The 21048-nt window shown below is 47.9% G+C and carries 26 protein-coding genes, 1 tRNA gene, 1 pseudogene and 1 other annotated feature; of the genes and pseudogenes, 11 read left to right on the top strand and 17 right to left on the bottom strand.

Annotated features, from left to right (window positions below):
- Positions 1-35: 35 nt before the first annotated feature.
- From ACKTT1_RS00645 to ACKTT1_RS00625, 5 genes and pseudogenes are all read right to left on the bottom strand, one after another.
- Positions 36-446 (bottom strand): HEPN domain-containing protein, encoded by a 411-nt coding sequence (locus ACKTT1_RS00645; RefSeq protein WP_412709789.1) that lies wholly within the window; start codon positions 444-446, stop codon positions 36-38.
- Positions 427-891, bottom strand: coding sequence for a nucleotidyltransferase domain-containing protein (locus tag ACKTT1_RS00640; RefSeq protein WP_412709788.1), 465 nt, complete (start codon positions 889-891; stop codon positions 427-429). The genes ACKTT1_RS00645 and ACKTT1_RS00640 overlap by 20 nt, the downstream gene beginning before the upstream one ends.
- A 560-nt stretch (positions 892-1451) precedes the next feature.
- The gene (locus ACKTT1_RS00635; protein ID WP_412710517.1) at positions 1452-1715 is read right to left on the bottom strand and encodes a type II toxin-antitoxin system VapC family toxin; all 264 of its coding nucleotides are present in this window, start codon (positions 1713-1715) and stop codon (positions 1452-1454) included.
- Positions 1704-1781 (bottom strand): annotated as a pseudogene (locus tag ACKTT1_RS00630) (type II toxin-antitoxin system Phd/YefM family antitoxin); the annotation flags it as partial. The pseudogene ACKTT1_RS00630 and the gene ACKTT1_RS00635, both read right to left, overlap by 12 nt.
- 124 nt (positions 1782-1905) lie before the next feature.
- Positions 1906-2253 (bottom strand): nucleotidyltransferase domain-containing protein, encoded by a 348-nt coding sequence (locus ACKTT1_RS00625; protein ID WP_412709787.1) that lies wholly within the window; start codon positions 2251-2253, stop codon positions 1906-1908.
- A gap of 327 nt (positions 2254-2580) precedes the next feature.
- Here ACKTT1_RS00625 and ACKTT1_RS00620 point away from each other — a divergent pair, with 327 nt between their 5' ends.
- Positions 2581-2724, top strand: coding sequence for a hypothetical protein (locus tag ACKTT1_RS00620; protein WP_412709786.1), 144 nt, complete (start codon positions 2581-2583; stop codon positions 2722-2724).
- A gap of 30 nt (positions 2725-2754) precedes the next feature.
- On the opposite strand, the gene ACKTT1_RS00615 is transcribed toward ACKTT1_RS00620, so the two are convergent.
- The 4 genes from ACKTT1_RS00615 to ACKTT1_RS00600 form a co-directional block, all read right to left on the bottom strand.
- Entirely contained in the window at positions 2755-2877 is a 123-nt protein-coding gene (locus tag ACKTT1_RS00615; protein ID WP_412709785.1) for a hypothetical protein, read from the bottom strand.
- Positions 2853-3335: a type VII toxin-antitoxin system MntA family adenylyltransferase antitoxin gene (gene mntA, locus ACKTT1_RS00610; RefSeq protein ID WP_412709784.1), complete on the bottom strand. Its 483-nt coding sequence runs from the start codon at positions 3333-3335 to the stop codon at positions 2853-2855. Before mntA ends, ACKTT1_RS00615 begins: the two co-directional genes overlap by 25 nt.
- A gap of 301 nt (positions 3336-3636) precedes the next feature.
- Positions 3637-4053, bottom strand: coding sequence for a HEPN domain-containing protein (locus ACKTT1_RS00605; RefSeq protein WP_412709783.1), 417 nt, complete (start codon positions 4051-4053; stop codon positions 3637-3639).
- Positions 4050-4541, bottom strand: coding sequence for a nucleotidyltransferase domain-containing protein (locus tag ACKTT1_RS00600; RefSeq protein ID WP_412709782.1), 492 nt, complete (start codon positions 4539-4541; stop codon positions 4050-4052). The genes ACKTT1_RS00605 and ACKTT1_RS00600 overlap by 4 nt, the downstream gene beginning before the upstream one ends.
- A gap of 300 nt (positions 4542-4841) precedes the next feature.
- Here ACKTT1_RS00600 and ACKTT1_RS00595 point away from each other — a divergent pair, with 300 nt between their 5' ends.
- From ACKTT1_RS00595 to leuD, 10 genes are all read left to right on the top strand, one after another.
- A complete protein-coding gene (locus ACKTT1_RS00595; RefSeq protein WP_412709781.1) occupies positions 4842-6050 on the top strand; it encodes a Wzz/FepE/Etk N-terminal domain-containing protein in 1209 nt (402 codons plus the stop codon).
- A gap of 83 nt (positions 6051-6133) precedes the next feature.
- Positions 6134-6928 (top strand): hypothetical protein, encoded by a 795-nt coding sequence (locus ACKTT1_RS00590; protein ID WP_412709780.1) that lies wholly within the window; start codon positions 6134-6136, stop codon positions 6926-6928.
- Positions 6929-6977: 49 nt separating this feature from the next.
- Positions 6978-7364 (top strand): nucleotidyltransferase domain-containing protein, encoded by a 387-nt coding sequence (locus tag ACKTT1_RS00585; RefSeq protein WP_412709779.1) that lies wholly within the window; start codon positions 6978-6980, stop codon positions 7362-7364.
- 71 nt (positions 7365-7435) lie between these two features.
- Positions 7436-7652 (top strand) — a binding site (T-box leader).
- A gap of 63 nt (positions 7653-7715) precedes the next feature.
- A complete protein-coding gene (gene ilvD, locus ACKTT1_RS00580; RefSeq protein WP_412709778.1) occupies positions 7716-9371 on the top strand; it encodes a dihydroxy-acid dehydratase in 1656 nt (551 codons plus the stop codon).
- Positions 9372-9393: 22 nt separating this feature from the next.
- Positions 9394-11076 carry a biosynthetic-type acetolactate synthase large subunit gene (gene ilvB, locus ACKTT1_RS00575; RefSeq protein ID WP_412709777.1) on the top strand — a complete coding sequence of 561 codons (1683 nt, stop codon included), beginning with the start codon at positions 9394-9396 and terminating at the stop codon, positions 11074-11076.
- Positions 11077-11078: 2 nt separating this feature from the next.
- Entirely contained in the window at positions 11079-11564 is a 486-nt protein-coding gene (gene ilvN / locus ACKTT1_RS00570; protein ID WP_369018056.1) for an acetolactate synthase small subunit, read from the top strand.
- Positions 11565-11578: 14 nt separating this feature from the next.
- Complete coding sequence (gene ilvC, locus ACKTT1_RS00565; protein ID WP_369018057.1) at positions 11579-12571, top strand: ketol-acid reductoisomerase; 993 nt, start codon at positions 11579-11581, stop codon at positions 12569-12571.
- A gap of 14 nt (positions 12572-12585) precedes the next feature.
- The gene (locus ACKTT1_RS00560) at positions 12586-14127 is read left to right on the top strand and encodes a 2-isopropylmalate synthase (RefSeq protein ID WP_412709776.1); all 1542 of its coding nucleotides are present in this window, start codon (positions 12586-12588) and stop codon (positions 14125-14127) included.
- A gap of 5 nt (positions 14128-14132) precedes the next feature.
- The gene (gene leuC, locus ACKTT1_RS00555) at positions 14133-15395 is read left to right on the top strand and encodes a 3-isopropylmalate dehydratase large subunit (RefSeq protein ID WP_369018059.1); all 1263 of its coding nucleotides are present in this window, start codon (positions 14133-14135) and stop codon (positions 15393-15395) included.
- 11 nt (positions 15396-15406) lie between these two features.
- Positions 15407-15901 (top strand): 3-isopropylmalate dehydratase small subunit, encoded by a 495-nt coding sequence (gene leuD, locus ACKTT1_RS00550; RefSeq protein ID WP_369018060.1) that lies wholly within the window; start codon positions 15407-15409, stop codon positions 15899-15901.
- Positions 15902-15954: 53 nt separating this feature from the next.
- On the opposite strand, the gene ACKTT1_RS00545 is transcribed toward leuD, so the two are convergent.
- The 8 genes from ACKTT1_RS00545 to ACKTT1_RS00510 all read right to left on the bottom strand — a co-directional run bounded on the left by ACKTT1_RS00545 (position 15955) and on the right by ACKTT1_RS00510 (position 21044).
- Positions 15955-16470: an SAM-dependent methyltransferase gene (locus ACKTT1_RS00545; RefSeq protein WP_369018061.1), complete on the bottom strand. Its 516-nt coding sequence runs from the start codon at positions 16468-16470 to the stop codon at positions 15955-15957.
- Positions 16467-17330, bottom strand: a complete 864-nt coding sequence (lipA, locus tag ACKTT1_RS00540) for a lipoyl synthase (RefSeq protein ID WP_369018062.1) — start codon at positions 17328-17330, stop codon at positions 16467-16469. The genes ACKTT1_RS00545 and lipA overlap by 4 nt, the downstream gene beginning before the upstream one ends.
- On the bottom strand, positions 17311-18060 hold the full coding sequence (lipB, locus tag ACKTT1_RS00535; RefSeq protein WP_369018063.1) for a lipoyl(octanoyl) transferase LipB: 750 nt from the start codon (positions 18058-18060) through the stop codon (positions 17311-17313). The genes lipA and lipB overlap by 20 nt, the downstream gene beginning before the upstream one ends.
- Before the next feature lie 34 nt (positions 18061-18094).
- Positions 18095-18188, bottom strand: a tRNA-Ser gene (locus ACKTT1_RS00530).
- Positions 18189-18249: 61 nt separating this feature from the next.
- Positions 18250-18528: a late competence development ComFB family protein gene (locus ACKTT1_RS00525; protein ID WP_369018064.1), complete on the bottom strand. Its 279-nt coding sequence runs from the start codon at positions 18526-18528 to the stop codon at positions 18250-18252.
- Between the two features lie 9 nt (positions 18529-18537).
- Positions 18538-18852 carry a TetR family transcriptional regulator gene (locus tag ACKTT1_RS00520; RefSeq protein ID WP_369018065.1) on the bottom strand — a complete coding sequence of 105 codons (315 nt, stop codon included), beginning with the start codon at positions 18850-18852 and terminating at the stop codon, positions 18538-18540.
- Positions 18845-20281, bottom strand: coding sequence for a DUF342 domain-containing protein (locus tag ACKTT1_RS00515; RefSeq protein WP_369018066.1), 1437 nt, complete (start codon positions 20279-20281; stop codon positions 18845-18847). The genes ACKTT1_RS00520 and ACKTT1_RS00515 overlap by 8 nt, the downstream gene beginning before the upstream one ends.
- A complete protein-coding gene (locus ACKTT1_RS00510) occupies positions 20274-21044 on the bottom strand; it encodes a sigma-70 family RNA polymerase sigma factor (RefSeq protein ID WP_412709775.1) in 771 nt (256 codons plus the stop codon). Before ACKTT1_RS00510 ends, ACKTT1_RS00515 begins: the two co-directional genes overlap by 8 nt.
- Between the last annotated feature and the right edge of the window lie 4 nt (positions 21045-21048).

Genomic DNA, 21048 nt, shown 5'->3' with positions numbered 1-21048 from the left:
TTAAGCAAAAATAAGGAGAATTGGCAAGTATTTGCTCATTTCGGTGTGGTAATCAGGGATGCTAAATCCATAAACTCTTTGGCTACGGAAATGGCCCTCTGAGCATCCTCAGGCACATACTCTTTAGTGGGAACGAAATCCACATCCCCATAAAAAGCGATTTCTCTTTGACTCCTGAGCCACTTAGAATCTCTGCGAAGCTCGACTAACTTCAGAAAAACACCCTGGGGCAACTTCTCTCTGTTTTCGAGTATGATATCAATAACCTCGTGCCATTTGGGAGGAGTTATACCCATTCTAAGTAAGATGGCCTTCTGAGCAAGTTCTACTACTTCTTGAGAAACCCTTATCACATCAGCATAGTCTTTTTCTTTCAAAAATTCTTCAAGAAGCCTGAGTCGTATCTTAGCCCTCTTTAAATAATCTTCAATCAGCTCTCTGCTCATCGTCTCTGAACATTGTATATTCCAGGCTTTTATTGCAAGTCACCAAAAAATTCTCTTTGTACTCTTTTAACTTGGCCACAAATTCCTTAAAAAAGCCACCTCTGTCGTAAAGAATCAGAAATTCTGTATTCCAGAGGTAAGGGGTTTTTACGCTCAACTGGCTTTTGGACTTAAAAATGGGGTTTATTTCAATGCGGAAGTCCTCAGGAAAAACCAGCTTACTCTCCACATTATCGTAGTAATCAGAAAATTCTTCGTAGCTGCCTTGCTTATCAGTGAAAATCAGCAAAAGGTCAATATCGGAAGCCGGGCTGAAGGTCTTTTTTGCAACCGAACCAAAAACAACCAAAGAAACCAGGCGCTCTCTATAATGCTCTACACAAAGAGCCTTCAATTGCTGAAGAATGTCCTGATAAACGTTCTTATAGTGAAGCGCTCTGCCCATGGAACTTTACCCCTTTTCTTTATACACTTTTTCGAGTCTCCTGTCACTATATATTTCGTTAGCAAGTAGCAAGAGCAAGTGGGGTCAGGTCTTTGATTTTTGGGTTTTGGGAGATGCTGAAAGAATGAGATGCCGAAACAAAGGGATCCTGAAACAAGTTCAGGATGACAAATTCGAATAATTTGTCAGTTTGGCGTGACGGACTTTTGAGATGCCGAAATAAGATACCCTGAAATCATGGGATCCTGAAAGCAATGGAGCCCTGAGACAAGGGGATCTTGAGGATAGCGTCAACTTATTATAGGCGTATCTTCTAAAACACTTTTTCCCATAAGGTATAGTACTGGTTATTCCTTCCCTTCCTCTACGGCACAGGAACCCAGGAGATTTCCTGAAGCAAAAGCCTTAAGGTTCAAACATAGCATAGAGAACTTACCGACTTTTTCCCTTTCCTACTGAACATAGCCCGCTTTGGTAAAAACTTCTGTTTTTGTTTCTTCTTTTAGGTTATTACCAACTTACTATAAATTCACTTTAACGGACTTGATAAACTGGTTTTTTCAGAAGTTTTTGAAGAATTCCACTCCGCAGAGCAAAGCAACACGACGCAGCTTATCGTCCTGGGTCGTTAAAGGAAGTCCAATACGCATAGCAAGATCGAGATAAGCCGCATCATATGTTGAAAGGTCATACTTTCGTGCGAGTTGTACTATACCATCGAATACTCTTACCAGGGGCTCTGCCTCAATGATAATGGGCAACTGAAAAATAACCTTTTCAAGGTCCGCACTGCTACCAAAACCAGAGAGAACCGTTACGGGCACACCATTTTTAGTGATAACAATACGTTCTCCCTTCTGAACTCGTTTCAGGAGTTCTGAGAACTTTGCTTTCGCCTTCGTGCACTCCTACCCTGTCCACGGACCTCCCTCTTTGGAAAATACCTCATAATCAGTTTATACCAAAGTACCAGAACTCACAATTCCGCGTTTCGGTTCACATTATGTGGGATACCTATTTTCCCTTCTCATAAAGGACCTTCCCTTGAGTCAGGATATCACGGAAAAATGAAACTTCTTCTTCAAAACAGAGTGCAAACTCAGAAGGAGTGTACACAAAAAAATCAAACCCTACCCTGGGATGCACCAGCTTTGAAACTTCGAGAATCCGTTCAATTGGACGCTTAAATGTATCTTTGATGATCAAAAGGTCTATATCGCTCCACTCATGAATGTGGCCCTCGACAAGAGAACCGAAGAGAATTATTTTTTTCGGTTGGTATTTTTCTATCAGGAACCTCACTATTCGGGAAAGCTCTTCGTGAAGAAGCTTCTCCCGCTCTCTGGAAGTATAGGTCTCCATGGCTTCCTCTCAAAAATACAGGCTATTGTCCATTGTATCACAGACCACTATACAGCTAATCGCTCATGAGAAGCTAAAGAAAGTCAGGTCTTTGGTGGGTTAGATTTTCTCTCTTTATAACCCAAGTTCTACTCTCCGCTAATCATTTTGCCTCTTTCATATCTGAAAGGGCAAAGAGAGAAAGAAGGTCTACCCACCGTTTTATTGCAGAACTAATTTGTATAAAATTCGTTCTGCAAAGGAACGATAATTCTGATTTTTGAAAAAATAGTTCTGTTATGGAACGAAATATGGCGCAATTCGTTTTGAAAGGTTACAAAAGGAGAGATGAAATGGACCTTCTGGCGAGAAACTCGGCACCTTTCTGGATGCCGGGAATGTTCTGGTGAGGGAGTCAATTTGCTCGTATTCCTCAACGGAAGTTCGGTAGACTCCAGCCAGGATGTGATTCCCAATGTCAAAAATAACTGAGGAAGCAAGCTCGAGCCCGCGCTCGATGATTCACTGGGTATCCGTATCCCGCCGATACTCCTCAGGCACAATCCCTGATCTACCCTCGAGTTTAGCCAGAACTTCCTCCAGCCTTTTAAGCCGCTCTATTACGCTTTGCTTTTTGAATACCACTGTCTGACCCTTTCCCTGAAATACTCGTTTTGAACTGCCCTCAGATAAGCCGTGTCCTGAAACCTGCGGATGACATTCATTTCAAAAGCGTTCAAAAGTTCATCACCCTGGGAATAAATGAGGCGTCCTCGAGAAACAATTTCAAACTGGAGCGATAAAGGAGCACGGTCAAGAAGCATAAGATCGAAACGCTCCGTGCCCAGGGCTTCTCGAATCCCAAGCAAGATTTTCTGGAAAGACGAATAGAGCTTTTCGCCTTTCTTTTTAAGAAAAACGGCTATATCAACGTCAGAAGCGGCGCCAACTTCACCACAAATATAAGAGCCAAAAAGGTAAGCAATAGGAACGCTCTTTTCTTGAAAGAGCTTTTTCAGCTTCTTTATTGCTTCTTCCAGGTCCATCCGGAGCCCGGGCAAGAGATTACCAGAAGGACCGCGATAGGTTTCAGCTATGCCCACTGAAAAACACTCCCCTTTAAAGCCCGGCAGGGAATTTTTTCTTCTAACCTCATTTAGCACGGAATCACGTCAAGAATTTATGCTTTATACATACCCATTATGCGTTACATGTACCTCAGTAACTTAATCTTATCACAACCGGTGAGACTTGCACGCTGCGAAAGGAAACTGTGGACTATGAAAATAGAGAGGAACTGCAATGAGAGGTACCGGAATGACATATGACGGAGAAAGCCTGTGCAGTAAGCTGTTTCCAGAAAATAAATCCTTTCAGTGATAAAAAGAGATGGATATTCCTGAGCTATTTCTCTGTCATAATAACACTGGTTGCAATTTTAACTACAAAATGGGCATCATCTATGGCTTCTTTAGCATCTTCCCTTTTATATTCTTCGGTGGGGATAAAATCTATATCGCCGTAAAAAGAAAGTTCTCTTTCTTTTCGTAGCCTTTTAGATATTGCCGCTATTTGCTGGAGTTTTTCATGAGAAATAGGCACAAATCTATCTGCATGTTCCAAAATAAGAGAACCTACATCATGATACTTGGGTGGTTCTATACCTACGGCTCGTAGCATCCCTTTGGTTGCAAGCTCTACAATTTCCTGGGCTTTTCTCACCACATCGGAATAGGCCCCTTTTTGAAAAAGCACTTCAAGTATGTCCAGCCTATCTACGGCTTTTTTAAGGTAGCTCCGGGCCAACACAACGTTAGTCATAGTTCAAATATTTCCCCCGGCTTATAATCAGGCTTTAAATCCCAATACCAGGCATTGCCTTTCCATATTCTCCTGGCATGAAGTTCCGACAATCTGACTTTAAGCCTTTCAAGTATTTTTTGAAAAAACTCGTCTCTATCAAAAATGATTTTGGCATCATCAACCATATCAAGAAAAAGGGGCGAGCCTGAAAGAGCTTCCTCAGGAGTTTTAAGTACTGGTGATAGGTAAGTATTTATGCCCTCTTTGGAAAGTTCTTTTAAAAATGCTTCGAGCTTTTGCTCTACTTTTTCAAATTCTCGTATCCGCTTCATTCTACCCTCAGGAAGATCTTTAGCAATGATTAACACATCTACATCGGAATCGTATCTTTGGGTCTGCCTGGCCACAGAGCCAAAGAGGACCACAGAGACAAGTCGGTCTTGATAAAAAGCGATAAGCTCCTTTAAAAGGAGCCGCTCCAATTGCTCAAACTTTTCCTTAAGCATAGCACCAAAACCTTCTCAGTTCTTCCATTCAGTAACGTACCGCCTTTTTACTTACTGCACATATTTTATCATTACTTATCGCCGAAAGGCGGAGTCTTTGGGCAGGAAGACCACAATCACGCCGATTCAATCCCGGCCGTCTTTACGCCTTTTTTGAATCCATTAATCAGAAGCTTTTACTATAATACCACTTATTTTTGAAACCATACTAAAGGTAAAAACTGCCAGGGGTTTTGCTATAATTTCATTAGTTAACTCAATAAGCAAATTCTCCACCCTCTTGCGCAAAGGAGGATGCAAATGGAAAATCAGACCGATTGGGAAGAGGAAATATCGCTTTTTGACCTTATAAACGTTCTTGTGAGGCGCAAGTGGTTAATCATCGGGATTACTCTTCTGGTTATGATTGTGGCTTTTTTAGCCTGGAAGTTTGTGCCCCAGACCTACAAAGCAGAGTTCACAGTATCGTTTGCAGAAAGTTCTTTCCCAGAAGAATTTAAAGGGCAGGTGAGCGTCACCTACTATGGCGACGAAGAGCCGACCTTAATCCCTTATTCCCTTGCGCTCCCGCAAGAAAAAAAGATTTCGCCTGAACGCGCTCTTTTGTCTTTTACCGAGAGGCAAAAATTGGCTGAACTTGCTGAAAAAGGCGGTTTTGGGGATCTTTTTAGGCAAGCCGGAGGCACGGTTTCGGCAAGTATAGACTCTCTGGAAAAACCGGAAACTGAAACAGAAGATAACATAAAAGAATTCTCGGTGCTTATTTCCACCAGGAACGAAGAGCTTTGCGAAAAGCTGGCCCAGAATCTTCAATCAGAAATCAAAGAAGAACTCCTTCTTGCCCTCAACACCCAGCACAACATCCGCTTGGAATTTTACCAAAACCTGCTTGCGACTCTTGAGGAAAAACAGAAAACAGCCAGAGATGAACTCCTCACCTTTTTGGAGTACAACGACCCGCTGAAGCCAGAAAGAGAAATCGAAAAAGTAGAAGAAGCGCTGGAAGCACTCCTTGAAACAAGAAAGACGCTTTTATCGCAGCAATATACCCCTTTAGTATCTTCACCGCTTTCGGTTGAAAGTTTAGAAGGGTTACTCTTTATGCCCCAAGACAAAATCAACATCCTGGAAACAGAAATCAAAAAAAGCTACCGCGAAAAACTTGCAGACCTTGAAAAAGCAATAACTGCGCTCCACAAAGAAAAAGCAAAATTGGAGCTTGAAAAACTTAAACAGGATGATCTCATCGATACCTACAATCAACTTCTTCGAGACTACACTTTCTGGAAGGAAGTGAAATCCTCGCTCCTCCTTTCTCTGTCCCCGCTTGCCAGAGATGGGGCTTATCCCTTTGATGGAAAAATGGAAGTGGGAGAAATTAAATACTCAGGAAGCGGAAGAGACTTAAAGCTCAACCTGGCCGTGGGTCTTGTGGCCGGACTCTTTCTGGGGGTTTTTGTGGCTTTTTTTGTTGAGTTCTGGGAAAAAGCCAAAGCGCAGAGAAGCTGAGCCCTCTTGATGCTTCTCTTTAGAACCACCGGGCACAGCAATAAGAGGTTTTCTCTGATATAATGAAAGCGAGGTGATAACACATGGCAGTCCTCAAAGAACGGGTGGACAAGCTCGAAGAAGCACTGATGCGCTTAGTGTACATTCAGCAAAAAACAGAAATAGAGCTTCAGGAGTTCAAGAAGGAAATGCAGGAGTTCAAGAGGGAAATGCAAGATTTCAAGGATGAGATGAAGGATTTCAAAGATGAGATGAAGGCATTCAAAGATGAGATGAAGGATTTCAAAGACGAGATGAAGGATTTCAAAGATGAGATGAAGGCATTCAAAGATGAGATGAAGGATTTCAAAGATGAGATGAAGGCATTCAAAGATGAGATGAAGGATTTCAAGGATGAGATGTTGGATTTCAAGGAATGGTCAAAAAGAAACATTGAAAACCTCAACCAGCAATGGGGAAAGCTGGCTAATAGACTGGGCACCCTGGTCGAAGACATCTTTGCTCCTTCTATAGGTCAGGCCATTGAGAAGTACTTTGGCGTCTCTCCGGACGTGATCGACACAAAGAAGCTGGTCCGCAAAGAGGGAAAGAGTTTAGAGGTCGATATTCTGGCTCTCTGCGAAAAAGAAAAAGTTGCTTATGTGGTGGAAGTGAAGGCCAATCCCGACCGCAAAGAGTATATCGAAGATTTTCTCAAAAAGCTCAAAGAAATCCCTTCTTTCCTCCCTTCCCTTGGGGGCTATACCCTGCAGGGCATTTACGCCGGGCTGAACATGAAAGAAGAAACAGTGAAACTGCTTACCAGAAAGAAACTCTACGCCATGGTCTTTCGGGGAGACATCCTGGAAATTGTGAACTTCGAGGATGTCAGGAAGTAACTCAGCGAAGGAAGTCCCATGGAATACTTTACCATCAGGGAGGCCGAAGATGCCCTGGTTTGTGCGCGAAGAGTCTTTGAGTTCTGTGAAAGTCTTCTGGCTTGAGAAAGAAAAATTAATCGAGAAACTCGTTGCAGAAGCCCAGCGTTTAGCAAAAGAAAATCCGGAAATAGAGAAAATCGTTCTCTTTGGCTCGCTCTCGAAGGGTAGAGCCATCCCGGGAAGTGACGCCGATTTGCTTTTAATCCCTATTGAAAGCGATAAGCCTTTTCTCGAGCGCATTGCAGAATGGCTGGCTAAGATTGACATTGATTTTCCAGTGGATGTTTTTCCTTATACAAAGGACGAAATCGAAAACCCTCTCTGCAAGGAAGCCTTAAAAACAGGGATAACGCTTTTTGAAAGAAGCAGTAAGAATTCCGGAAATTGTTTCTAAGCCAGTTTTCCAAATCGGGGTTGCACAAAAGCTTCTTTTGTGCTACAGTTATTCCCACATTTACCCATAGTGTAAAGGCGAAGAAGGGGAAAAGTAGGTTATTCGCTCCGTCACAGAGAGCCTGCAAAAGCTGGAAGCAGGCACGAGCGGTAGCTGAAGCTCGCCCTGGAGCCGAGAAGCTGAACGGTTAGTAGGCAATCCGGTGCTTCCGTTAGCAAGCAAGAAAGAGATCTGCGAGTATCGCAGATAAAAAGGGTGGTACCGCGGGGAATACCCCTCGTCCCTTAAAAGGACGAGGGGTATTTTGTTAATGGTTAGTAAATTCACGCTTCACAGAAAGGAGGAGTGAGGATGAAGAGTGAGGCAGTAAAAGTCGGTCCAGATCGCGCTCCGCACCGTTCTCTGTTTTTTGCAACCGGCATCTGCCGCGAATCCCTGGAACGTCCCCTGATAGGTATTGCCAGTTCCTTCTCGGACCTGGTGCCGGGACACATCGAGATGCGCAATCTGGAGCGCTTTATTGAGCGAGGCATAGAAGCAGCGGGTGGAACACCTTTTGTATTCGGCGTACCTGCCATATGTGATGGTATCGCCATGGGACACGAAGGTATGCGTTTTTCCCTACCCAGTAGAGACGTAATTGCCGACGGCATTGAAGCGGTAGCCCAGGGACATGCCCTGGACGGAATTGTATTCCTCACCAATTGCGATAAAATAACTCCTGGCATGCTCATGGCAGCGGCCAGGCTCAATATACCAGCCATATTCGTAACTGCAGGTCCCATGCTTGCCGGACACTACCAGAAAAGAAGACTTTCCTTTGTCCGAGACACCTTTGAAGCAGCCGGACGTTACCACAAAGGCGAAATAACCCTGGAAGAGCTTCATGAGCTGGAGATGGAAGCCTGCCCGGGAGCCGGTTCCTGTCAGGGTCTGTATACTGCCAACACCATGGCTTGTCTCACCGAAACCATGGGAATGAGCCTTCCTTTCTGCGGCACCGCTCCGGCAGTTCTTGCTGAAAAAAAGAGAATTGCCTACCAAAGCGGAATGCGGATTGTCGAGCTGGTTCGCGAAAACATAACTCCCAGAAAAATAATGACCACTTCTGCTCTGCGCAATGCCATAGTCATGGACCTTGCCCTGGGAGGCTCAACCAATACCGTACTGCACCTTTTGGCCCTGGCTAAAGAGCTCGAAAACGGAGCAATCAACCTCAACACCTTCGACGAACTTTCTCGAAAAGTTCCGCATCTTGTAATGCTCCGTCCGGCTGGTGACCTGTTCATGGAGGACCTGCACTTCGCAGGAGGCATACCAGCGGTTCTCAACACCCTCGGTGAGTTAATCGAAGACAATCCGACCGTATCTGGAAAATCCATTCGGGAGATACAGCAAAGTGTCAGGTTCATAGATCGAGAAGTCATCCGCAGCCTGGACAATCCCCATTCTGTGGAGGGAGGAATTGCTGTCCTTTATGGCTCGCTTGCCCCGGAGGGGTCGGTGGTCAAGCAGTCGGCGGTAGACCCTGAAATGCGGGTTTTCAAGGGTAAAGCCGTATGCTTCAGTAGCGAAGAAGAAGCCATGCAGGCCATAACCGCTGGAAAGATTCAAAAAGGAAGCGTTATCGTCATCAGATATGAAGGCCCCAAGGGTGGTCCCGGCATGCGGGAAATGTTAGCACCCACCTCAGCTATCGTGGGTATGGGCCTCAGTAAAGACGTAGCTCTCATAACCGATGGACGTTTCTCAGGTGGAACACGTGGACCCTGCATAGGTCACATAAGCCCTGAAGCTTTCGAAGGAGGACCCATTGCTTTAATCAAAGATGGAGACGAAATTCTCATCGATATACCTCAGCGCAAAATAGAACTCCTGGTGGACGAGACAGAGCTTCAGAAACGCAAAGAAAGCTTTGTTCCTCCTCCGCCCAGGTATACTCGGGGGCTTCTTGCCCGTTATGCCAAGCTTGCTCGACCAACCCATCAAGGAGCTTCCATGGCTTAGAAAGGGGTGATTGGTTTTGAAGATGAAAGGTGCAAAAATGTTAATAGAGCTTCTCAAGCGGGAAGGCGTGGAGGTAATTTTCGGTTATCCTGGAGGTGCGGTGATCGATATTTACGATGTGCTCTTTGACACGCCTGAAATCAAACACGTTTTAGTGCGCCATGAACAGGGAGCTGCTCACGCAGCTGATGGCTACGCCAGGACCACCGGAAAGGTGGGAGTTTGCATAGCGACTTCTGGACCGGGAGCAACCAACTTAACCACCGGTTTAGCCACCGCTTACATGGACTCAGTTCCTGTGGTGGCTATAACCGGCCAGGTGCCCACCAAACTGATTGGCAAAGACGCGTTCCAGGAAGCAGATGTTACTGGAATCACCATGCCCATAACCAAACACAATTTCCTGGTCACTCACATTGAGGAACTGCCCACCATTGTCAGAGAAGCATTCCACATTGCCTCCACTGGTCGTCCCGGACCGGTACTCATTGACCTCCCCAAAGACGTACAACAGCAGGAGGCAGAATTCACCTTCCCCGAAAAAGTGGAAATTCCCGGTTACCGGCCTACCTATCAGGGTCATATTAACCAGATCAACCTTGCTGCCCAGGCCATCGAAAAAGCTCAAAAACCACTTCTTTACATCGGTGGTGGCGTGATTGCCTCCGGTGCTTCAGGTGCACTGCGCGAGCTCGCTGAAAAAACGGAAATCCCGGTTACGCATACCCTGATGGGTAAGGGAGCCTTCCCAGAACACCATCGTCTTTCCTTGGGAATGCTGGGCATGCACGGCACTTATTGGGCCAACAAAGCAATAATGAACTGCGACCTGCTCATTGCCGTGGGCGCACGCTTTGACGACCGGGTCACTGGAAACCTGAAAACCTTTGCCAAAAACACCGAGACCATCATTCACATTGACATTGACCCTGCTGAAATCGGCAAAAATGTTAAAACCCACATACCCATCGTGGGCGATGCCAGACTGGTTCTTGAAGAGTTGCTCAAAAGGGTCAAGCCTAAAAAGCACCCGGAATGGATTCAAGAAATAGAGGGATGGAAAAAAGAATACCAGCCACCCCGCAAAGAGAGCACCAAGCTCCTTCCCCACGCTGTGGTCGAAAAGGTGTATCAGGCAACCAAGGGCAAGGCTATCGTAGTTACTGACGTAGGACAACACCAGATGTGGGCTGCCCAGATTTATCTCCTTGATGAACCCCGTTGCTGGGCAAGTTCTGGAGGTCTGGGCACCATGGGTTACGGCTTGCCTGCAGCGGTGGGCGCTCAGGTTGGCAATCCGGATAAGCTGGTGGTACTTTTCTCGGGTGATGGAAGCATTATGATGAAAATTCAGGAATTGGTTACTGCCTGCAACTACTGCCTGCCCATTAAAATATTCGTGCTGAACAACTCCTATTTGGGAATGGTGCGCCAGTGGCAGGGATGCTTCTATAAAGGGCGCTACTCTTGCACCCAGCTTAAAAATCCGGACCTGGCTCAGCTTGCCTGTGCTTTCGGAGCGGAAGGCATAAGCGTGAAAAACGAAGCAGAACTTGAAGAAGCCATTAATAAAGCGCTCAGCATTGAAAATCGTCCGGTGCTCGTTGACTGCCACATTGAAGAAGAAGAAAACGTTTATCCCTTTGTTCCCCCTGGTAAGTCTCTGGATGAGATGATCCTCTGGGAACCAGGAAAGGAGGGTTGATTGTGCAGCACGTTATATCGGTTCTGGTAGAAAACAAACCCCGGGTGCTGGCACGCATTGCTTCTCTTTTCGCCCGGCGGGGCTACAACATAGAAAGCCTGGCGGTTGGACCCACCCAGGATCCCACCATATCGCGCATCACCCTGGTCGTTGAGGGCGATGAAGACATCCTGGAACAGATAACCAAGCAGCTCCACAAACTGATCGACACCATTAAGGTGGGCGACTTCACCAACACCAGTTTTGTGGACCGCGAGCTGGCGCTTATCAAAGTGAATGCGCCTTCTGCTCTGCGGGGGGAAATCGTGCAGACTGCCGAAATTTTCCGTGCCCGGGTCGTGGACGTGGCTGAAAAGAGTCTGATGATTGAGGTTACCGGGACTCCGGACAAAATAGACGCCCTGGAGCAGCTCCTCAAAAAGTACGGTATTATCGAAATGGTAAGAACGGGCAGGATCGCTCTTGCCCGAGGATATCAATCTCTTTAAAGGAGGTTTAAAGCATGGCTCAAATATACTATGATCAAGATGCAAATCTTGAGGTCCTGAAAGGAAAGAAAATTGCCATCATCGGCTTTGGAAGCCAGGGAAGTGCTCAAGCCCAGAACCTGAGAGATAGTGGCCTTGAGGTGATTGTGGCTGAACTTCCTGGAACTCCTGGCTATGAGAAAGCCAAAAAAGCTGGCTTTGAACCCGTATCCGCTGAAGAAGCCGCACAAAGCGCAGAACTCATTCAGATGCTGGCTCCCGACCAATACCAGCCAGCCATCTACAAAGAATCCATCGCCAAACACCTTACAGCTGGAAAAGCTCTGATGTTTTCTCACGGTTTCAACATCCACTACAAGCAAATTGTGCCCCCTCAGGACGTGGATGTCATCATGGTGGCCCCCAAAGCTCCTGGAGACCTGGTGCGCAGGATGTATCAGGAAGGAAAAGGTGTACCCTCACTCATCGCTGTATACCAGGATGCAACCGGTAAAGCCAAAGACCTGGCCCTGGCTTATGCCAAAGGTATCGGTTCTACCCGCTGCGGCGTGATTGAAACCACTTTTGCTGAGGAAACCGAAACCGACCTTTTTGGCGAACAGGCTGTGCTCTGCGGAGGTTTGACTGCCCTCATCAAAGCCGGGTTTGAAACCCTGGTGGAAGCTGGCTATCAGCCTGAAGTGGCTTACTTTGAGTGCCTGCACGAGATGAAGCTCATTGTAGACCTGGTGTATGAAGGTGGCATAGCCCACATGCGCAGCGTAATCAGCGACACTGCAGAGTATGGTGACCTTACCCGAGGACCACGCATCATAAACTGTGCAGTGCGAGAGGAAATGGAACGCATCCTGGAAGAAATTCAGGACGGAAGCTTTGCCCGGGAGTGGATCCTGGAAAACCAGGCCAATCGGCCAGTTTACCACGCCCTACGCGAAAAAGATAAGCAGCATCTCATCGAAAAAGTCGGCGAAAAACTGCGCGGGATGATGCCCTGGCTCTCTAAATAACGGGGGTGAGCATCTTGAAAAAAATTCTGGTCTTTGACACCACCCTGAGAGACGGAGAGCAATCTCCGGGGGTGGCTCTGAATGTCCACGAGAAACTGGAGATAGCCCGCCAGCTCGCCCGCCTAAATGTGGACATAATCGAAGCCGGCTTCCCCATCGCCTCACCTGGTGATGCTGAAGCCGTTAAAGCTGTAGCCCGGGAAATAAAGGGTCCGGCCATCTGTGCCCTGGCCCGGGCCAAAGAAAAAGATATTGAAGTAGCCTGGGAGTCTATTCGTTACGCGGAGACACCCATCATTCATACGTTCATCGCCACGTCTGATATTCATCTCAAGCACAAACTGCGTCTCAGCCGGGAACAGGCCCTGGAGCAGGCAGTATGGGCAGTTAAGAAAGCAAAGAGCTTCACTCCTTATGTGGAGTTTTCAGCCGAAGATGCCACTCGCTCCAGCTGGGAATATTTAGTTCAGGTTTACTCTGCAGTGATTGAAGCAGGAGCAACTACCATAAACATTCCCGACACCGTGGGCTATATCACACCACTTGAGATGAAAGAGCTCATCGAATACCTGCTCAAAAACGTAAAGGGCGTAGAAAAAGTAACCATTTCAGTCCACTGCCACAATGACCTGGGACTGGCAGTCGCCAACTCCCTCCTGGCCATCCAGGGTGGAGCTACTCAGGTGGAGTGCACCATAAACGGCATTGGAGAACGGGCTGGAAACGCTGCCCTGGAAGAAATAGTCATGGCCCTGCACGTGCGTGGCGAGTTTTTCCAGGCCCAAACCGACATCAACTATCAGGAAATTTACCGCACCAGCCGCCTGGTCAGTCAGCTCACGGGGATGCTGGTTCAGCCCAACAAGGCAGTGGTAGGCGACAACGCCTTTGCCCATGAATCTGGCATTCACCAGGACGGAGTGCTCAAAGAACGGCTCACCTACGAAATCATGGACGCCCGGCTCATCGGACGCCAGGAAAAAGTGCTGGTCTTGGGTAAACACTCTGGCCGGCATGCCTTTGCCAAAAAGCTTGAAGAGCTGGGCTACCACCTGAGTGAAGAAGAGCTTAACAAAGCCTTTGCCCGTTTCAAACAACTTGCTGACCAGAAAAAACACATCACCGAAGCAGACCTGGAAACCATTGTTTCAGAAGAAATAACCAAGCAGGAAGAAATATACCAGCTGGATTTTGTACATGTGTGCTCCGGAAATAACATCCTACCTACCGCAACCGTCAGATTGAAAGCTGCGGATGGACAAACCCTGGAAGGTGTGGCCACGGGAGTGGGACCGGTGGATGCTGCCTACAAAGCGATAAGCAAAATGCTGGGTATCTCTCCAGACCTTGTGAACTTCACCCTGCAGTCCATATCTGGAGGAACTGAAGCCCTGGGCGAAGTACTGGTACGCATCTTTGGTGACGAAAAAGTGTATGTGGGGAGAGGCTCCAGCCAGGACGTGGTGGTAGCCAGCGTGATGGCTTACCTCTCAGCGATTAACAAAATGGCTCAGGAGAAAAAACTCAATCCCCAAAAAGATTATCAGGAGAGTTGATAACTATGGCAATGACCATAACTGAAAAAATCATCGCCGTTCACGCTGAAAAAGAAAGAGTCCAGCCGGGAGACTTGGTGGAAGTTAAGGTGGATTTAGCCTTGGCCAATGACATCACTGCTCCCTTGAGCATTCGGGAAATGCAAAAGCACGGCATCGAGCAGGTAGCTGATCCTCAGAAAGTAGTCCTGGTAGCTGATCACAATACACCAGCCAAAGATATTGCCTCAGCACAGAATGTCAAGCTCATGCGGGAATTTGCCGAAAAATTTGGCATCCCCCACTTTTTTGAAGGAGGTCGAGTGGGCATAGAGCATGTGCTGCTCCCCGAACTTGGTCTGGTAATACCCGGCGATTTGGTGGTCGGAGCAGATTCGCACACCTGTACCTATGGTGCTTTAGGAGCTTTTTCAACCGGCATGGGTAGTACTGATATAGCGGCTGCCTGGATAACCGGAACCACCTGGTTAAAAGTACCCCCTTCGATGAAATTTGTTTATCGGGGAGAAAGAAAGCCGTTCGTAACTGGAAAAGATCTTATTCTTTTCACCATCGGAAAAATTGGAGTAGACGGTGCTCGCTACTGCGCCATGGAGTTCTGCGGGCCGGTGATTTCGGAGCTCTCCATGGACGAGCGTTTCACAATGGCTAACATGGCCATTGAAGCCGGAGCCAAAAACGGAATCATGGAGGCCGACCAGAAAACGCTTGAATACGTGGCCCAAACCGGAACAAAGCGCAAACCACGGATATATTCCTCTGACCCGGACGCTGAGTGGAAAGAGGTACTGGAGATAGAGGTAAGCTCCATAGAGCCCCAGGTAGCCTTGCCTCATCTTCCTGAAAATGCCCGCTCGGTATACTCCCTACCCCGAATAGAAATTCACCAGGCAGTGATTGGTTCCTGCACTAACGGAAGAATAGAGGACCTGCGCATGGCCGCTTCGGTCCTCAAGGGCAAAAAAGTGCACCCCCGGGTGCGGGCTTTGATTTTCCCGGGAAGCCCTAAAGTCTTGCTTCAAGCAGAAAAAGAGGGGTTGCTGGAGATATTTCTGGAAGCAGGAGCAGTGATTGCACCGCCTTCTTGCGGGCCCTGCTTGGGTGGGCATCTGGGAGTGCTTGCCGAAGGCGAGCGTTGCATTTCCACCACCAACCGCAATTTTGTGGGCCGAATGGGTCACGTAAAAAGCGAGGTCTACCTTGCCAACCCCTATGTTGTAGCTAGTTCGGCTATCGCTGGCTATATTACCGCTCCGGATAAAATTTGAGGTGGTCAAAGGTGAAAATCAAAGGCAAAGTTATCAAATATGGAGATAATGTGGATACCGATGTGATAATCCCTGCCCGTTACCTCACCACAACTGACCCTCAGGTCCTGAAAGAGCACTGCATGGAGGACCTGGACCCCACATTCAGAGAACGGGTCACTCCTCAAACCATTCTGGTAGCAGGGAAAAACTTTGGCTGTGGTTCTTCCCGGGAACATGCGCCCCTATCCATAAAGGCCTCTGGTGTCCAGGCCATTATTGCCGATTCCTTCGCCCGCATTTTCTACCGCAACGCCATTAACATTGGTCTTCCCATCGTAGAACACCCTGATGCCACGCAAGAAATAAACGAAGGTGATGACGTGGAAATCGATTTTGAAAAAGGGGAAATCGTCAACCTGACTACTGGAAAGGTGCTGACCATTGCTCCCTTTCCACCCTTCATCCAGAATATCATTCGGGAAGGGGGGCTTATGAACTACGTTAAAAAGAAGGTTGCTGGTTAGAAAGCAAAAGGCTGCTGGGTATCTAACCAACCAGCAGCCTTTTGCTTAAACTCTTACTCTTTGCGATAAAGGTAAAGGCGTCCTACGGTGTCCACCATAGTTGGTTCCCAGTTTTTGAGCACCCATACGTAGGAGACGACTCTGGCTCCCGGCTTGAGCTCAGAAGCGAATTTTTTCTCCAGCTGGTCATTCACGTGCTGAAACAGGAAAATGGTGACTACGTCGGCTTCGTGAAGGGGAAAGTTATGGATGTTGCCCCAGTAGACCTTGACCCGACCAGAAAGACCCAGGAGAAAAACTTTGAGTTTGGCCAGAAAATATAACCAGGGGTTGAGCTCGATCCCTACCGCCCGGGCTCCAAATTCCCGAGCAGCACAGATAAGAATGCGCCCGTCTCCACAACCCAGGTCGTAAACCACCTCTCCCGGGCGAACCTCGCTCATGGAAAGCATTTTCCGCACTCGTTGCATGTCGGTGGGTTGCCAGGGAATGCCCACAAAAAAAACCGGCAACAGCCAGCCTATAAAAAGAAACGCCCCCAGCAAGAAAATCAAAAGCAACCAGATCATTCTCGAGCACCCTTTTCTAAGCTGGCAAAAAAGGCATCAGCAAGATAAGAGCTACGCACAAAGGGACCACTGGCCACCCAGCGAAAACCCATGGAATACGCAACTTCCTCATACTCTTTGAACTCCTCAGGAGGCACAAAGCGAGCTACCGGGAGATGCTGCATGGTGGGACGCAGGTACTGACCTATGGTGACAATGTCACAGCGCACACTTCTTAAATCTCCAAGAACCGAGATAACCTCTTCCCGACTTTCCCCCAAACCCACCATCAAGCCTGACTTGGTAAACACCCCAGGCATCACCTGCTTGGCAAGTTCAAGCACTCTCAAAGAGCGGTTGTAGGAAGCTTGGGGACGCACCTCACGATAAAGACGGGGCACGGTTTCCACATTGTGGTTGAAAACGTGCGGGGGAACCTGAGCTATGGAGAGCAGCGCTTTTTCATTCCCCATAAAGTCTGGAGTCAGTATCTCCACGGTGGCACCGGGAAGTAGGTTGCGTATCTCTCGAATAGTTTGCACAAAAACTGAGGCTCCCCCATCTTCAAGGTCGTCCCGGGTTACCGAGGTAACCACCACATGGCGCAAATTGAGCTTGCGGGCCGCCTCAGCAACCCTTCTCGGTTCTTCAGGATCTAAGGGAGCAGGATGGCCCTTTTTCACTGCACAAAAGCGGCAATTACGAGTACACACTTCGCCAAGAATCATGAAAGTAGCAGTTCCCCTGCGAAAGCACTCTCCAATGTTGGGACAGCGTGCTCCCTCACAAACTGTGTGCAGATGGAGGGTACGCAGAAGAAGCTGCATATTTTCCAGCTCTTCCTGAGGAGGAAAACGCTTCTTAATCCAGGAGGGAAGCAAGAGACCAACTCTCCTTACCGTTTTTTTCGAGAAAATCCAAAAGCACGCCCTGGCTGGCCGCACTGAGCTCCTTCACGGGAAAAGAAAACACCTCTTCAAAGAGTTTTCCAATTTCCCTGCCCATGGCCCTACGCTCTTCAAAAGAATATTCCTTTCCCGTGCACTTTTCAAGAGAGGTAACACCAAACCCCTGGATGCCACAGGGAACTATATAACTAAAGGGAGTAAGACTGGTTGAAACATTGAATGCAAATCCATGAAAAGTTACCCAGCGCCGAACTGCAACGCCTATAGCAGCAATTTTCTCAGGCTTTTGCTGATTAACCCATACCCCGGTGTAAGGAGGAAAGCGAAAACCCTCTACCTGATAGCCCTGCAAAAAGCGGATTAAGACCTCTTCAAGAGAACGCACAAAAAGGTGAACGTCTTTCCCAAAAAAACGCAGGTTGAAGATGGGGTAACCCACAATTTGCCCGGGGCCATGGTAAGTTACATCACCACCCCGCTCCACCCAGAAAACTTCAATACCCTTTTCGCGCAGTCTTTCCAGGGACAAACGCAAGTTAGCTGTATTTGCGGAACGCCCAAGGGTAATCACCGGCTGGTGTTCCAGCAAAAGCAAAAAACCGGGAAGATTTTCTCTGTAAACTTTTTCCACCAGAGAGAGCTGGAGCTCCCAGGCTTTCTGGTAAGAAACAAGCGGTAGAGAGAGATAAAAAATCTGCTCCATCTTCAAGCGCCACCCGGGCTGTATCTTTTTCTGCTGGCGGAGAGGGAGGGATTCGAACCCTCGAGGCAGGTTTCACCCCGCCTAATCGCTTAGCAGGCGATTGCCTTCAGCCACTCGGCCACCTCTCCTCGCCCTGACAGTATAATCATTTTTAGAATTTTTTTCAACTCTATTTAACCAGTATAAAATTCAAGAGTTGGCTTTCCTTCCACAGCGGGGATTAGCAATCACCACATCTGCTGCCTGTAGCAATGCTTCGAGCATATCCACCTGAGCCTGGACACTCTCAAGCTCTAACCGGGCATAAACCTCCCCCACCGGGCGAGAAATATATTTAGGCGGCAATTTTTGCAAGGCCAGAGCCAGAAGGTCTTCTGTGCACTGCTCACAGCGACAGAGCTCAGGCTTCAGCTCGTAAATCCGGGGAATTAACCTGCGCAACTCGTCTTCAAGGATATTTTTTACCATGCAAATCACCTATGCCTTAACATCCAGAAGCTGCCCGCGCTCATCCTCAGGAGAAGAACCACTGGAACTGCTTTCTGTTTTCCTTTTCGCTTTTTGCGATTGGCTTTTCTTCCCATTTTTGTTTGAATCTTTCTCTTCTCGTGGCTTCAGGCGTTCCTTCTTCGGAGAGCTAGCGACCTCTTCCGCAACTCTTTCAGCCTGTTTCCTCAACTCTTGGGAGAAAGCTGCTCCCTGTAGCTCAGGAGCATGTTCACGCACATTCTGCAACCTGGCCACTTCTCCCACCCGAGCGACGGTATTCTGCATATTCACCGGATCAACCATTCAACCTCACCTTCGGGCGCTCAAAACTGCCCAAAACTATCTCCCCTCCCTTTACTTCAAAAGAAGCATAGGGAATCTCTTCCCGCACCACATAGGTAAAATTGCCTATGGTGATTCTGACCTGAGGATACACCTTTTCTTCAACCAGGACCTTGCTTTCACGCCGGCTCAATTCATCCTCAATCTCGTTCAGACGCTTCTGAAGAAACTCTCTCTTTTTACTCAGAAGACCATGAGTAACCTGGAGCTTGGTAAACATTTCCGTAAATCTGTCGTCCAGAACCTTCCTCTGGGCTTTTTTACGCAAAAGGAGTGTCAAAGCTTTTTCAGTCTGGGACAACTCACACTGGATTCGCTCAAGCTCTTCTCTGGTTTTTCTGTACTCTTCCCGCAGCTCAGGCGATGCACCAACTTCGATAAAGGTCTTCGTCCCCATAGGTGACCCGATCACTTTGGCCCACAGCCATCCCCCTGCTCTTACCTGACCGCCAACCAGAAGGCCTTTCTTTCCATCAACGATCAAGTTTCCCCCACAGGAAACGTTACTATGCAAAGCAGCTTCCTCAATGAATACATCTCCCCCGGCAATGATGGTGGCACTCTCAAGCATCCTTACTCGTACGTTACCAGCAGCCTGGGCAACACCAGCGCCAGAACCCACAAAGCTTTTGCGGATATGAATGTGGCCTCCTGCTCTCAAGGAAGCTGCTTCCACCACTCCCCAGACTTCGATATCCCCCTCTGCATCTACCGAAAAACCGCTGCGTACATCTCCCCTTACTACCACACTGCCCACAAAGGAAACGCTCCCGGTCTGGGCGTCTACATCCCCCCTCACCTCAAAAACTGGATGAACAGTTATCCGATTGCCCAAAAGCTGTGGTCGCCCTGCAATAGTGGCAAACACCTGCTTTCCATCCTCAGAAAACCGGGCATTTTTACCAGCTGCTATTCTGGCCTCTCGGCCCCGAAGCGGTGGAACGGGATTGCCAAAAATATCTTCACCAGGCTCCCCTTCTTCGGGAGGCATAATTTCAGCCAGCAAATCTCCCGGTCTTACTTCCGGTACCCTGGTAACCCCAAAAAGGTTGATTCTATCTTCCTCGCTGATAATCTCTTTTGTGACTTCTTCCTCGAAGAAGAGCTTCACCCACCCGTCCTTACCCCGAACGGGGAGCCTACCCTGAGCAAGGAGATACGAACCAGGCTTTTTCAGAATATCACTCGAGTCTTGAAGAACTTCTTCCTTGAGACCCGAAACAATACCTTTGCGACTCAAAAACTCACCTACACTCTCGAAGTTGCTAATCTCTTCTTCAGACAAAGGCTTCCTGACTATCAACTCGGCCCTCATGCGGTCTTGAGGAATGAGAAGCTGAATGCGCCCCTCCTCTTCGAGAACATCCAATTTCCTTTTCTGTTCACCCATTTCGTACCCCTTCCCAAGCGAGAATCTTTACCTTGATTTTCAAAAGAGCTCGAGAAATGAGCTGCGAAACACGGGATTCCCCTAACCCCATTATGCTCCCTATCTCTTTCAAAGTCAAACCCTCGTAATAATAGAGGGTAAGGCACAACCTTTCCCGCTCGGGGAGTTCTTTAATGGCTTCACTGAGTGCTTCCATAAGTTCTTTCTTCTCCAGCACCTTCTCAGGGTCGATGTATTCTCGCCTCTCACGAATGGTATCTCCAAGTGAGTTATCACCGCCAGGAATCTCTTCATCAAGCGAAAGTAAAAAACCTCCCCTGCTTTGCTCGACCATCCAGGAAAGCTCTTCTATGGAAAGACCCACTATTTCAGCCAGCTCCTCAAGGGTGGGCTCCCGACCTTCTCGGCTTTCGAATTCCCTCCAGGCACGAACCACTTCTCGCAAATTTTTTCTCTGAGTGCGAGTCAATGGATCCAGGGAACGCAGGTAATCGAGTACCGCACCCCTGATACGGGAAAGAGCATAGGTTTCAAACTTCAAACCCTTTTGAGGGCGAAAGCGTTCCAGAGCTTGGATAAGACCCAAAACTCCATAGCTTTCCAGGTCTTCACGGTCGACATGAGGGGGCAGAAGGTAAAGCAGTCTCCCTATGGCTATCTTCACCAGATACAGGTAAGAAACCACCAGTTCTTCCCTGGCCTTTGGGTCTCCATTTTTTAAGTAGCTTTCCCAGAGCTTTTCTCTTTCGGTTACCACTTTCATTTAA

Origin of the sequence: Atrimonas thermophila (assembly GCF_045864955.1) — a bacterium.
Classification (GTDB): domain Bacteria; phylum Atribacterota; class Atribacteria; order Atribacterales; family Thermatribacteraceae; genus Thermatribacter; species Thermatribacter velox.
This window is presented reverse-complemented; position numbering and strand designations above follow the sequence as displayed.